The sequence below is a fragment of the Mesorhizobium sp. M2A.F.Ca.ET.039.01.1.1 genome (genome assembly GCF_003998035.1).
GTDB lineage: Bacteria > Pseudomonadota > Alphaproteobacteria > Rhizobiales > Rhizobiaceae > Mesorhizobium.
In genome coordinates, this window is record NZ_RZRY01000004.1 from 1 (window position 1) to 13,555 (window position 13,555).

The 13,555-nt window shown below is 64.1% G+C and carries 11 protein-coding genes and 1 pseudogene; 2 read left to right on the top strand and 10 right to left on the bottom strand.

Features of this window, described 5'->3' with window-relative positions:
- Positions 1-974, top strand: a 974-nt coding sequence (locus tag EOA24_RS01200) for an efflux RND transporter periplasmic adaptor subunit (protein WP_127409490.1), incomplete at its 5' end; no start/stop codon positions are given.
- Positions 974-4,075 (top strand): efflux RND transporter permease subunit, encoded by a 3,102-nt coding sequence (locus tag EOA24_RS01205; RefSeq protein WP_126079433.1) that lies wholly within the window; start codon positions 974-976, stop codon positions 4,073-4,075. The genes EOA24_RS01200 and EOA24_RS01205, both read left to right, overlap by 1 nt.
- 5 nt (positions 4,076-4,080) lie before the next feature.
- Here the strand turns inward: EOA24_RS01205 and EOA24_RS01210 are convergent, their stop codons facing one another.
- The 10 genes and pseudogenes from EOA24_RS01210 to EOA24_RS01255 all read right to left on the bottom strand — a co-directional run bounded on the left by EOA24_RS01210 (position 4,081) and on the right by EOA24_RS01255 (position 13,545).
- The gene (locus EOA24_RS01210) at positions 4,081-4,419 is read right to left on the bottom strand and encodes a hypothetical protein (RefSeq protein WP_126079434.1); all 339 of its coding nucleotides are present in this window, start codon (positions 4,417-4,419) and stop codon (positions 4,081-4,083) included.
- A 39-nt stretch (positions 4,420-4,458) separates the two neighbouring features.
- Positions 4,459-5,208 carry an ABC transporter ATP-binding protein gene (locus EOA24_RS01215; protein ID WP_126079435.1) on the bottom strand — a complete coding sequence of 250 codons (750 nt, stop codon included), beginning with the start codon at positions 5,206-5,208 and terminating at the stop codon, positions 4,459-4,461.
- Positions 5,205-6,041 (bottom strand): ABC transporter ATP-binding protein, encoded by an 837-nt coding sequence (locus tag EOA24_RS01220; RefSeq protein WP_126079436.1) that lies wholly within the window; start codon positions 6,039-6,041, stop codon positions 5,205-5,207. Before EOA24_RS01220 ends, EOA24_RS01215 begins: the two co-directional genes overlap by 4 nt.
- A 10-nt stretch (positions 6,042-6,051) precedes the next feature.
- Positions 6,052-6,972 (bottom strand): nickel transporter permease, encoded by a 921-nt coding sequence (gene nikC / locus EOA24_RS01225; protein WP_126079437.1) that lies wholly within the window; start codon positions 6,970-6,972, stop codon positions 6,052-6,054.
- On the bottom strand, positions 6,969-8,036 hold the full coding sequence (locus EOA24_RS01230) for an ABC transporter permease (RefSeq protein WP_126079438.1): 1,068 nt from the start codon (positions 8,034-8,036) through the stop codon (positions 6,969-6,971). Before EOA24_RS01230 ends, nikC begins: the two co-directional genes overlap by 4 nt.
- 16 nt (positions 8,037-8,052) lie before the next feature.
- Entirely contained in the window at positions 8,053-9,684 is a 1,632-nt protein-coding gene (locus tag EOA24_RS01235; protein WP_126079439.1) for an ABC transporter substrate-binding protein, read from the bottom strand.
- Positions 9,685-9,950: 266 nt separating this feature from the next.
- A pseudogene (locus tag EOA24_RS01240) lies at positions 9,951-11,227 on the bottom strand (lytic murein transglycosylase).
- A 79-nt stretch (positions 11,228-11,306) separates the two neighbouring features.
- Positions 11,307-11,912: a recombination mediator RecR gene (gene recR, locus EOA24_RS01245; protein WP_126079441.1), complete on the bottom strand. Its 606-nt coding sequence runs from the start codon at positions 11,910-11,912 to the stop codon at positions 11,307-11,309.
- Between the two features lie 99 nt (positions 11,913-12,011).
- A complete protein-coding gene (locus EOA24_RS01250; RefSeq protein WP_126079442.1) occupies positions 12,012-13,007 on the bottom strand; it encodes a cell wall hydrolase in 996 nt (331 codons plus the stop codon).
- Positions 13,008-13,221: 214 nt separating this feature from the next.
- A complete protein-coding gene (locus EOA24_RS01255; RefSeq protein ID WP_112127993.1) occupies positions 13,222-13,545 on the bottom strand; it encodes a YbaB/EbfC family nucleoid-associated protein in 324 nt (107 codons plus the stop codon).
- Between the last annotated feature and the right edge of the window lie 10 nt (positions 13,546-13,555).

Here is a 13,555-nt window from a genome sequence, read left to right on the forward strand (position 1 = left end):
TGTCTGTGGTGATCGAGCCGAAGACCGTCGAGACCTTCGGCTTCGCCGGTTCGGTCGAGCCGCAATACAGTGCCGACCTCGCCTTCCGGCTGCTCGGCCGCGTCGTCTCGCGCGACGTCAAGGTCGGCGACCTCGTCACCAAGGGTACGACGATCGCGGCGCTCGATCCGACGGCGCTGGAGCTTGCCGTCCAGGCGTCGAAAGCCGATCTGTCGAACGCGCAGGCGCAGTTCATCAACGCCGCCGCCAGCGAGGATCGCCAGCGCCAGCTGCTGGCCTCGGCCAACACATCGCAGGCGACATTCGACGCCGCGAAACAGGCGCGGCAGGCGGCGGAAGCCGGCGTCGAGCGCGCCAATGCCGCTTTGGCCAAGTCGCAGGAGCAGCTTGGCTATGCGCGGCTGTTCTCCGATTTCGACGGCGTCGTCACCGCTACCGGCGCCGAGGTCGGCCAGACGGTTTCGGCCGGACAGACCGTCGTCACCGTGGCGCGTACCGACCCGCGCGAGGCGGTGGTCGACATCCCCGATCAGCTGACCGGCGACCTCACCGTCGGCATGCCCTTCGAGGTGGTCCTGCAATCGCTGCCGACGATCAAGACACAGGCGAGGCTGCGCGAGATCGCGCCGCAGTCGGAAGGCGCCACGCGCACAAGGCGCGTGAAGCTGACGCTGGTCGATCCGCCGACAGCGTTCCGCCTGGGCTCGACGATCACCGCGACGCGTATGACCAAGGTGGACCCGACGATCGAACTGCCGATATCGGCGCTGCTCGAAAAAGACGGCTCTGAGAAAGTCTGGATCGTCGATCCGCAATCCTCCAGCGTGAGCGCGCGCGAGATCAAGGTCGCGTCCAAGAGCGGCGGCAGCTTCACGGTGGCCGGAGGGCTCGAGGCCGGCATGCGCGTCGTCACAGCCGGCGTCCACAGCCTCGCCGAAGGCCAGAAGGTCAAAGTGCCGGAGGGCGGTGTCTGATGAAGGGCTTCAACCTCTCCGACTGGGCGCTCAGTCACCGCTCCATGGTCTGGTATTTCATGCTGGTCTTCGTGGTGGCCGGCATCTTCTCCTATCTCAATCTTGGTCGCGAGGAAGATCCCGCCTTCACCATCAAGACCATGATCATCCAGGCCAACTGGCCGGGCGCTTCGGTCAAGGAGACGGTGCAGCAGGTGACCGACCGCATCGAGAAAAAGCTCGAGGAGCTCGACAGCCTCGACTACACCAAATCGGTCACCACTGCCGGCCAAACGGTCGTCTTCCTCAACCTGAAGGACACCACCAAGGCGCGCGACGTCGTGCCGAACTGGCTTCAGGTGCGCAACATGGTCAACGACATCAAGGCGCAGCTTCCGCAGGGCGTGCAGGGACCGTTCTTCAACGACCGCTTCGGCGACGTCTACGGCAACATCTATGCCTTCACCGCCGACGGGCTGACGCCACGCCAGCTGCGCGACTATGTCGAAGATGTCCGCACCAAGATCCTGACTGTGCCGAATGCCGGCAAGGTCGATCTGGTCGGCGCGCAGGACGAGGCCATCTATCTCGAGTTCTCGACGCGCCAGATCGCGGCGCTCGGCCTCAACCAGCAGCAAATCGTGGCCAGCCTGCAGGCGCAGAACGCGATCACGCCGTCCGGCGTCATCCAGTCCGGGCCGGAGCGGATCAGCGTGCGCGTCGGCGGCCAGTTCACCTCCGAGGAAAGCCTGCGGGCCATCAATTTGCGCGTCAACGATCGCTTCTTCCGGCTGAGCGACGTTGCGACGATCCGGCGCGGCTATGTCGACCCGCCGACGGCCCTGTTCCGCTTCAACGGCCAGGATGCGATCGGGCTTGCCATCGGCATGAAGCCCAACGCCAATTTGCTGAAATTCGGCGAGGCACTGCATGAGGAGATGCAGAAGGTGCTGGCCGACCTGCCGGTCGGCGTCGGCGTGCATCTGGTGGCCGACCAGCCTGTGATCGTCGAAGAGGCGGTCTCGGGCTTCACGCGGGCGCTGTTCGAGGCCGTCGCGATCGTGCTCGCCGTCTCCTTCATCAGCCTGGGGCTGCGCGCCGGCTTCGTCGTCGCGCTGTCGATCCCGCTGGTGCTGGCCATCACCTTCACGGTGATGTCCTATCTCGGCATCTCGCTGCAGCGCATTTCGCTTGGCGCGCTGATCATCGCGCTCGGCCTTTTGGTCGACGACGCAATGATCGCGGTCGAGATGATGGTGGCGCGGCTGGAAGTCGGCGACAATCTCCGCAAGGCGGCGACCTTCGTCTACACCTCGACCGCCTTTCCGATGCTGACCGGCACGCTGGTGACGGTCGCCGGCTTCATCCCGATCGGCCTCAACTCCAGCGCCGCGGGCGAGTACACCTTCACGCTGTTCGTCGTCATCGCGGTGTCGCTGCTGGTGTCATGGATCGTGGCGGTGCTGTTCGCGCCGCTGCTGGGCGTCACCATCCTGCCTGCGACGATGAAAGAGAAGCACCACGACCAGCCAGGACGCTTCACCTCGCTGTTCCGGCGCGTGCTTGTCTTCTCCGTGCGCCGGCACTGGCTGACGATCATCGTGACGGTGCTTGTGTTCGCCGCCTCGGTCGCCGGCTTCGGCCTCGTGCAGCAGCAGTTCTTCCCACCCTCCGACCGGCCGGAGCTGATCGTCGACTGGAACCTGCCGCAGAACTCCTCGATCACCGAGACGCGCGACCAGATGGAGCGCTTCGAGCAGCGGGCGCTGGCCGGCAATCCGGACATCGACCACTTCTCCTCCTATATCGGCGAGGGTGCCGTGCGCTTCGTGCTGGCCCATGACGTGCAGCCTGCCAATCCCTATTTCGGCCAGACCGTCATCGTCACCAAGAACATCGAGGCGCGCAACCGGGTGAAGCCGGCGCTGGAGAAGCTGCTGCGCGAGGAGTTCGTCGGCACCGACGCGTTCGTCAAATTGCTGGAGCTCGGCCCGCCGGTCGGCAGGCCGGTGCAGTACCGCGTCGGCGGTCCCGATATCCAGACGGTGCGGGAACTTGCGCAGCAATTCGCCGGCGTGATCTCGGCCAATCCGAAGCTCGCAGCCCCCACCTTCGACTGGAACGAACCGCAGCGCGTGCTGAGGGTCGACGTGCTGCAGGACAAGGCGCGCCAGCTCGGCATCACCTCTTCGGACATCGCCAGCGCGCTGAACAGCACGGTGGGCGGCTCGACGATCACGCAGGTGCGCGACGCGACCTATCTCATCGACGTCGTGGCGCGGTCGCGCGAGGCCGAGCGCGGCTCGATCGAGACGCTGCAGAACATGCAGCTGCCGACCGGCAACGGCGAGTCGATCCCGCTCGCCGCCGTCGCCAACTTCCGCTACGACCTCGAACAGCCGACGGTCTGGCGGCGCAACCGCACGCCGACGATCACGGTGCGCGCCGGCCTGGTCGGCGACGTGCTGCCGGCGACCGTCGTCAACGAGTTGAAGCCGTCGGTGGACGCCTTCATCGCCAAGCTGCCGCCCGGCTATTCGGTCGAGACCGCGGGTTCGGTCGAGGAAAGCGCCAAGAGCCAGGGCCCGATCGCGGCCGTGGTGCCGTTGATGCTGTTCGTCATGGCGACCATCCTGATGGTGCAGTTGCAGAGCTTCCAGCGCCTGTTCCTGGTGGTGGCGGTGGCGCCGCTCGGGCTGATCGGCGTGGTGGCGGCGCTGGTTCCCAGCGGCGCGCCGCTCGGCTTCGTCGCCATACTCGGCGTGCTGGCACTGATCGGCATCCTGATCCGCAACTCGGTCATCCTGATCGTGCAGATCGAGGACCTCGTCAAAGAAGGCAAGGACCGCTGGGCGGCGGTGGTCGAAGCGACCGAGCATCGCATGCGGCCGATCGCGCTGACCGCCGCGGCTGCAAGTCTCGCGCTGATCCCGATCGCGCGCGAAGTGTTCTGGGGACCGATGGCCTACGCCATGATGGGCGGCATCATCGCCGGCACGGCGATCACGCTGCTGTTCCTGCCGGCACTCTACGTGACGTGGTTCAGGGTCAAGGAGCCGAAAGATAGGGAAAGCGTGGCTGTGTCAGAGACCGGAGATCTGGCGCAGACCACCCCAACCTAAGGCCGTCATTCGTCATCGCGAAGGCCGAGAGGACGCGACTTGGCGCGCTGCCACGGTGATGACCTTGAGCTGCGCCAAGCGTGCCAACCCTTTGGCAAATCGGCCAATTCCAGGATGCTTTTGTCCCGGTCAACCACCTCTTGCAAGCCTACGAGCATCATGTCGCTTTCATTCCGATCCCGCGTGTCGCTGCTGTAGAACTGCCAACTGCCCCCTTCATCATTATCGTCGTCGTCATCGTCATTTTCATGCACGACGTATGCGATCCAGTCGCCGTGTCTAAATATGCCCTTGTCCGACAAGACCGCGACGTTCGGTGGGTCTTCGAAGTTCCATCGCTCCACGGAAATCTCCTAAATTGGCTATGCACCAACAGGACCATCTCAAGCCGTCCGCACGAACCCCTCACTCGCCCTGAGCAGATTGCGCGTATAATCCTCGCTGACCCGATGCCCTATCAGCTGGCTCGCGGTTAGTGTTTCCACCGCCTCTCCATTCTGCATCACCATCAGCCGCTCGCACATATGGGTGATGATGGCGAGGTCGTGGCTGACCATCAGGAAGGTGAGCTTGCGGCGGCGACGGACCTCTTCGAGAAGGTTCAGCACTTCGGCCTGAACAGAGGCGTCGAGCGCCGAGGTCGGCTCGTCGAGCAGAAGGATCGAGGGTTCGAGGATCAGCGCACGCGCGATGGCGACACGCTGGCGTTGGCCGCCGGAAAGCTGGTGCGCATAGCGGAAGCGGAAGCCCTTGCCGAGGCCGACCTCGTCCAGCGCGCGCTCGATGCGCTTCTCGCCATCGGCAATGCCATGGATCGCGAGCGGCTCCTGCAGCAGTCGGTCGACCGTCTGGCGCGGATGCAGCGACCCGTAGGGATCCTGGAACACCATCTGCACATCGCGGTAGAAAGCCTTGTCGCGGGTTTTGCCGAGCCTCTTGCCGTTGACGGTGATGGTGCCCGAAGCGACAGGCGCAAGGCCGGTGATCGCCTTTAGCAGCGTCGACTTACCGGAGCCGCTTTCGCCGACCAAGCCATAGGATTCGCCTTCCCTCACCTCGAGGTTGACGCCCTTCAGCGCGCGAAAACGGTCGAAGACCACTTCCAGCCCTTGGATGGCGATGGCGGCCGTCATGCCGCCCACTCCGGCTTGCGGTCGAGCACCGGCAGCGGATGGCGCTCGAAACCGATCCTCGGCATGCAGTTGAGCAGGCCGCGCGTGTAGGGATGCCGGGCGTCGCGCAGTTCGGACGCCTTGATCTGCTCGACCACCTTGCCGGCATACATGACGACGACCCGATCGCAGAAGGACGAGACCAGGCGCAGATCGTGCGAGATGAAGATCAGCCCCATGCCGCGCTCGGCCACGAGCTTGTCGAGGATCTTGAGCACGTCGAGCTGCACGGTGACGTCGAGCGCCGAGGTCGGCTCGTCGGCGATCATCAGTTCGGGTCCGGTGACCAGCATCATCGCGATCATGGCGCGCTGGCCCATGCCGCCCGAGACCTCGTGCGGATAAAGATCGAAGACGCGAGCCGGATCGCGGATCTGCACCGCCTGCAGCATGGCCAGAGCCCATTCGCGCGCCTCGGCCTTGGAGACCTTCTCATGCGTGCGCAGCGTCTCGACGATCTGACGGCCGATGGTCATCACCGGATCCAGCGAATATTTCGGATCCTGCAGGATCATGGCGATGCGGTTTCCCCGCAGCGACCGGCGCTGACGAGGCGAGATCGAGAGCAGGTCGATGCCGTCAAAGGCGAGCTTCTTGGCCGAAACCTCGGCCTGCGGCGGGGTCAACCCCATGATGGCGCGGCCGGTCTGCGACTTGCCGGATCCGCTTTCGCCGACGATGCCGAGACGCTCGCGGCCGAGCGAGAAGGAAACGCCGCGCACCGCTTGCACGAGACCGGTGCGGGTCGGGAAGGTGACGCGCAGATCGTCGACTTCGAGGAGCGTGTCGCTCATTGGTCACCGCTCATTGGTCGCCACTCCGGGGATCAAGCGCGTCGCGCAGGCCGTCGCCAAGCAGGTTGAAGCCGAGGCTGACGATAAGGATCGCGGCACCGGGGGCCGCGGCCACCCACCACTGGTCGAGGATGAAGCGGCGGCCGGACGCAATCATCGCGCCCCATTCGGGCAGCGGCGGCTGCGCGCCGAGGCCGAGGAAGCCGAGGCCGGCGGCGGTCAGGATGATGCCCGCCATGTCCAGCGTCACCCGGATGATCAGCGAGGAGATGCAGAGCGGCATGATGTGGCGCAGCACGATGCGGACAGGCGAGGCGCCCATCAGTTGCACCGCCTTGATGTAATCGGAGTTGCGCACCGTCAGCGTTTCGGCGCGGGCGATGCGCGCATAGGGCGGCCAGGAGGTGATTGCGATCGCCAGCACCGCATTCTCGATGCCTGGGCCGAGCGCGGCCACGAAGGCGAGCGCCAGCACCAGCTTCGGAAAGGCAAGGAAGATGTCGGTGACGCGCATCAGGATCGTGTCGGTCCAGCCGCCGGCGTAACCGGCGACGGTACCGACCAAAAGGCCGATGGGCGCGGCGATGATGGCGACGAGGATGACCACATAAAGGGTCCAGCGCGCGCCGTAGACGATGCGCGAATAGATGTCGCGGCCAAGGTCGTCGGTGCCGAACCAATGCGCGGCGCTCGGCGCCAGCAGGCGGGCGTTCTTCAGATCGCCGACAGTCGGCGAATAGGGCGCCAGCACATCGGCAAAAGCCGCGACCACCAGCAGCGCGATGATGATGAGCATGCCGACCAGCGCCAGCCGGTTGGCGGAAAAACGCCGCCAGGACACATAGGCGCGGCCGAGCCTTGCCTGCAGGCGCGATGCCGGCCGGTCGCTGAGCAGCCATTCGCGCCTGGATTGGATGGTTTCAGCGCTCATCCGATCTTCGTCCTCGGATCGAGCAGCCGGTAGAGCAGATCGGACAGGAGGTTGATGGCGATGAACACCGAGCCGATGGCGATGGTGCCGCCGAGCACGGCATTCATGTCGGCATTCTGCAGCGAATTGGTGATGTAGAGGCCGATGCCCGGCCAGGAGAAGACGGTCTCGGTCAGCACCGAGCCTTCGAGCAGGTTTGCATAGGAAAGCGCGATCACGGTGACCATGGGCACGGCGGCATTGCGCAGCGCATGGCCCCAGATGACGCGCGTCTCCGACAGGCCCTTGGCACGCGCCGCGACGACATATTCCTGCGCCAGCTCGTTCAGCATGAAGGAGCGGGTCATGCGGCTGATATAGGCGAGCGACAGATAGCCGAGCAGCGCGGCCGGCAGGACGATATGACGCCAGGCGTCGTGGAAGACGTCCCACTGCCCCTGGATCGCGGCATCGAGCAGGTAGAAGCCGGTGATCGGCGTGAAGGTGTATTCATAGACGACGTCGAGCCGCGCCGGGAAAGCGATCCATTGCAGCTTGGCGTAGAACAGCACCAGGCCGAGCAGTCCCAGCCAGAAGATCGGCACGGAATAGCCGATGAGGCCGACGACGCGGGCGATCTGGTCGATCAGGCTGCCGCGCTTGACAGCGGCCAGCACCCCGAGCGGCACGCCGATGACGGCACCGATGATCGTGCCCAGCGTCGCCAACTCGATGGTCGCCGGAAAGACGCGGCGGATATCGGACATCACCGGATTGGTGGTCAGCACCGAGGTGCCGAAGTCGCCCCTCAGCGCTGCTTTGACATAGATGTAGAACTGCTCGATCCAGGGCAGGTCGAGCCCCATCTCGCGGCGCGTGCGCTCGACGACGGCGGTCGGCGCGCGATCGCCGAGGACAGCCAGCACCGGATCGATCGGTATGACGCGGCCGATGAAGAAGGTCACCGCGAGCAGGCCGAGATAGGTCGTCACCGCGACGACCAGGAAGCGGCCGAGCGAGGATAGAATGGCGACGGCGCGGGCGCTGCCGCGCCCTGCCGCCGCCTGGTTTTCAGCTACGCTCACGGGGCGTCCGAGGACGCTATTCCTTCGAGACCGGACCGACGAAGTTGGTGTCGAAGCTCGGGCCGAGCGCGAAGCCCTTGAGGTTCTTGCGCAGCCCCGCCACTTCCAGCTGCTGGTGGATGATGACGAAGGGGCTGGTGTCGAGGATCTTCTGCTGCAGATCCTTGTACATGTCGGCGCGCTTGGCCGAATCCTTTTCCAGAAGCGCCGCCTCGGTCTGCTTGGTCAGGTCCGGGATGTCCCAGGCATTGCGCCAGGCCAATGTCTTGATCTTGGCGGCGTCGGAATTGTCCGGATTGGAGGCGAAGGTCTGCGCGTTCGAATTGGGATCGAAATAGTCCTGGCCCCAGTTGCCGATATAGATGTCGTGGTTGCGGGCGCGATATTTGGTAAGCGTCTGCTTACCATCGCCTGGGATGATCTCCAACTGGATGCCGGCCTGGCCGAGCGTCTGCTGGATCGATTCCGCCATCCCGGTGGTCGGCTGGCCGGTGCGAACGTCCATCGTCACCTTGAAACCATCCGCCAGGCCGGCCTTGGCGAGCAATTCCTTGGCCTTGGCGACGTCGAGCTTGAACGGGTTGTCGTCGATCGCGCCAAGGTCGCCCTTGGGCAGGAAGGACTGGTGGATCTCGCCGATGCCCTTGAGGATGGTGGTGCTCAGTGCGTCATAGTCGACCAGATATTTGAACGCCTGGCGAACTTCCGGCTTGGCGAGGTTCGGATTCTTCTGGTTAAGGCTGATGTAATAGACCGTGCCCTTCGGCGCGCTGGTGGTGGTGAGGTCGGCATTCTTGGCGATGGCGTCGAGATCGTTCGGCTCGAGGTTGCGGGCGACGTCGATATCGCCCGCCTCCAACGCCAGGCGCTGCGCCGAGCTTTCCTTCATGTTGCGGTAGATGACGCGCGCGAGCTTGGCCTTCTCGCCATTGTAATTGTCATTGCGCTCCAGAACGACGGCTTCGTTGGCGCGCCATTCGCGCAACTTGTATTGGCCTGAACCGGCATAGCCGGTCTTCAGCCAGGCGTTGCCGAAGTCGTTATCCCATTTATAGTCCGCGCTCGGCGTGACGGCGGCGACATGCTCCTTGACCAGCTTCGAGTCCACGACGGAGGCGACAGTGGCGGACAGGCAGTTGAGCACGAAGCTCGGCGCGTAAGCCTTGTCGACGACGAACTGGAAGGTGGTGTCATCGACCGCCTTGGCCTTCTCGGCGACATTGTCGCCGCTGATGCCGAACTGGTTGATGATGAAGGCCGGGCTCTTGTCGAGCTTGATGGCGCGCTCGAAGGAATAGGCGACATCGGCGGCGGTGATCGGATTGCCGGACGCGAACTTCATGCCTGGCTTGAGCTTGAAGGTGTAGGTCAGGCCGTCGTCGGACACCGTCCAGCTCTCGGCGAGGTCGGGCTTGACCTTCGAGGTGTCGCTGAGATCGAGGCGGACCAGCAGATCATAGGTGTTGCCGGTGACCTCGGCGGTCGACAGCTCGAACGCCTCGCCCGGATCCATCGAGATGATGTCGTCGATGGCGAAGCCTTCGACCAGCGTGTCGGCGGGCGTGACGGCGAAGGCAGGCGTCGCGAGCAGCGCGGTCATCGCCACACCTGCAAGCAAGCTACGGACGGCAAACTTTTCCAGCATCATGATGATCGTTCCCTGTTCTTGTTGACCTGAGTTCCCGGCTCAGGGCGTATTGTTCTTGGCAAGGCCGGCAACGGCTTTGACCGCTTACCGTCGTGTTTTTTGTCCAGTTGGTCAACTCCCTATTCGATCCCGTCCGCTCGGCCGCATGGATTTTTACCAGGCGGCATATCGGACCAAATGGGCAGCGATCCGTCGACCCATGCGCCGGCTAATTGCAGCCGCCGGTCGAGAAAAATCTGCCTGTGTTCGAGCCCTGGAAGTCGCCGCTATTTCAACTGCGCGACCAAGCCTGCATCTGAAAGCAGGTGGCGGGCTTGCCGTTCTTGGCCTGCCAGACGCCGATCGAGCGGCGCGTCTTGAAGCCGGGCAGGCCGTCGGCGCTGCCGACGTCGTAGCCCTTGGCTTCCAGCGCCCGCTGCAAGGCGGCGATGTCGGAGCGGTGCAGATCGCCGACCGGCCCCCAACTGCCGGCAAAGGTGGCGTCGCCCTTGGCGATGCGGTCGGCGGCATGGCCGATGAACAGGCCGTAGAGATCGCTGTTGTTGTATTGCTTGATGACATAGAAGTTCGGCGTGACGATGAAGGCAGGTCCGCTGCGCCCGGCCGGCATCAGCAGAAGGCCCTCAGCCTTCAATTCGCTTGCCTGAAACGCCTTGTTGTCGGCACGCCTGATGCCCATCGCCACCCAGTCGGATACCTTCTTGCCCTGGTCGGGTCCTTCGAGCGCACAGGAAACGTTTGCCGGCACGGTCACCTCGACGCCCCAGCCGCGCCCCCTCAGCCAGCCATAGTGGACGAGGTAGTTGGCGATCGAGGCGAGCACGTCGGGCGTCGAATTCCAGATGTCGGGCCGGCCATCGCCGTCGAAGTCAACGGCGTGCTTGAGGAACGAGGTTGGCATGAATTGCGGCTGGCCGAGCGCGCCGGCCCAGGACGATTTCATCGCATTGACCGGCGCCAGCCCGCGCTCGACGATGTCGAGCGCCGCCAGCACCTCCGTGCGGAAGAAGTCTTTCTTGGTCGACATGAACGCCTTGGTGCCCAGCACCTCGAAGGCATCGTAAGGCATCTTGGCCGCGCCGAAGCCGGTCTCGCGGCCCCAGATCGCCAGCACGATCTCACCGGGCACGCCGTAGCGCTTCTCGATCAGCCCGAGCACTCTTGAATTGGCGCTCTCGCGCGCCCGCCCGCCCGTGGTGACGGCGCGGATGATCTTCTCGGCGAAATAGTTGGCTGGCGGACCGAACTCGGCCTGGTGCTGCTTCTCAGGTGTCGTGGGCTTTTCGCCGGGCAGGACGAGATCTGGCAGCTTGAGGTTCGGCTTCACGCCAAGGAAGGCCTCGTCGAAGGTCTTTTTCGAGATGCCCTTGGATTTGGCTTCGGGCCAGAGATCGGTTCGAAGCCAGGCTTGGAACTGGTCGTCGATGGGGGCGGCACGGGTGGGAGTGGTGAGAATGAGGCTGAATATTGCGAGCAGAAGAAATGCGAGGCTGTATTTGGAAAAGCCTCGTTCTGTCGCCCCCCTCTCTGTCCTGCCGGACAGTCCGGCAGGACAGAGAGGGGGCCCTGGCGCTAACTTCGAAGGATTTATTCCAGTCATTCCCCGCCCCTTCGCAGTCCCCTCAAAATGCCGTTCTCGATCGCAGCGCCGCGGCCAGCGTTCCTTCGTCGAGATAATCCAGCTCGCCGCCGACCGGCACGCCATGCGCCAGCCTCGTCACCTTCACATCGAAGCCCGACAACTGATCCGTCAAATAATGCGCGGTCGTCTGCCCCTCGACGGTGGCGTTGACCGCAAGGATGACTTCCTTCACCTCGCCACCGGCGACGCGGTCGACCAAAGAGCGGATGTTGAGCTGGTCGGGACCGATGCCGTCGAGCGGCGACAGCGTGCCGCCGAGCACATGGTAGCGCACGTTCATGGCGGCCGCGCGCTCCAGCGCCCAGAGGTCGGAGACATCCTCGACGACGATCAGCGTGCCGGCGTCGCGGCGTGGATCGGTGCAGATCATGCAAGGGTCGGAGGTGTCGACATTGCCGCAGGTCGAGCAGATGCGCACCTTGTCGACCGCCTCGCCCATGGCGGCGGCCAAAGGCTCGAGCAGCTGCTCCTTCTTCTTGATGAGATGGAGCGCGGCGCGCCTGGCCGAGCGCGGCCCAAGCCCCGGCACCTTGGCCAGGAGCTGGATCAGGCGTTCGATTTCCGGACCGGCGATTCTCTTCGACATCGCCTTGATCTAGGATTTTTCCGAGCGGTTTGGAACAGCCGCAACGACACAGGCCCCGCCATGCTGCCATGACGGGCCCTGCGTCGGATGCAATCGGGTTCAGTTGGTTTCGAGCGGCCGGTCCTGGCTGACGATCATCGCGCCGATGGCGTCGGTGTTCTCAGGCGTCGACCGGAAGCCCATCGCCGCTTCCTGCGTCGCTTTGGGCACCGAGGTGATGTAACGGCCCTTGAGCGTGCCGCCGAAACGCGAGGCGTCCGGTTCGGCCATCTGTTCCTGCATCGCCACGACCGTCGGCTTCTGCGCGAGGCGGCCGGACTTCGCGGAAGGGACGGATGGTGCTGCGGAAGCCGTCACATAGGTCTCTTCGGCCGGAACGATTGCCGCCTTGGCCGGAAGCGTCGGTTCGGCCGCATCGGTCGCGACCTGCTTGGCCGGATCCTGCCGTACGATCGTCTTGACCACCGGCTCGGCGGAGGCCATCAGCACGGGAGCGGTTGGATCAATCTTCTGCTGTTTGTCGGAGGCCATGGCGACCATCGGCTCATCCGGCAGCGGCTGCCAATTGCGGCCGCGCTTCTCATAGAAGGCGTTGCCCCCGGCCACCATCGTGTAATGCATGTTCTTGTAGGGGAAGCGCAGGCCGGCGGTGTGGAAATACATCGTGTTCTTGAGCTTGGCCTTGCGCTCGCCTCTCAGCACCGCATCGGCGGCTGCCTCGACATCGGGCAGCGCCCTGGAATTCATCGGCCGCGTCAGAACGCCCGGCGCGAACTGGCCCTTCTCGCCGACGACGTCGCAGATGGTGCTGCCATGCTGGCCTGAACGCAGACGGTTCATCACGACCGTGCCGACAGCGATCATGCCATCGCGGCTCGACCGGTTCGATTCGAAGAACATCGCCCTTTGCAGGCATTCCTTGTCCTTCAGCGAGTGGCTGGAGGAACGCGTGAGGAAGCTCGGCGTCAGCGCATCGGTCAGTCCCGACACCGACATGCCATGGGAGGAAGTGGTCTGGCTGCAGCCGGCCAGGAGCAAGGGGGAAGTGACGATGCCGATAAGCAGCAGCGGCGTCTTCCATCGCTTCGCGATCACCAAAAAAGCCTCATGTCCAAGATGCCAGCCCGCCCCGAGATGTGGCAGGAATGAGACTCTTTCAGGCAAAAAGATGGCTAGAGGGTTAGCAATTTCTGGACTTGGGTAAAACTTTATGAAAGCCGCGAAATGAGCCCGTGAGCATTGCCGGCAAAATGGGTAATATTGCCGTCCGGACTCGATTTCCGTTCATATCAATTAACTGGAGGCTGCCTCAGAACGGCAATTTCATTCCAGGGGGAATCGGCAGGCCCGCCGTCAACGCCTTGGTCTTCTCCTGCATGACCTGCTCGACCTTACTTTTGGCGTCATTGTGGGCGGCCAGGATGAGGTCCTCGAGGATCTCGGCTTCGTCCGCCTTGATCAGCGACGGATCGATCTTCAGCGCCTTCATCTCGAACTTGCCGGTGAGCGTGATGCTGACCAGGCCGCCGCCAGCCTGGCCGGTGGCTTCAAGCGTGGCGATCTCGTCCTGCATGGCCTGGAACTTGGCCTGCATTTCCTTCGCCTTGCCCATCAGGCCGAGAAGATCTTTCATCGGGGTGGTC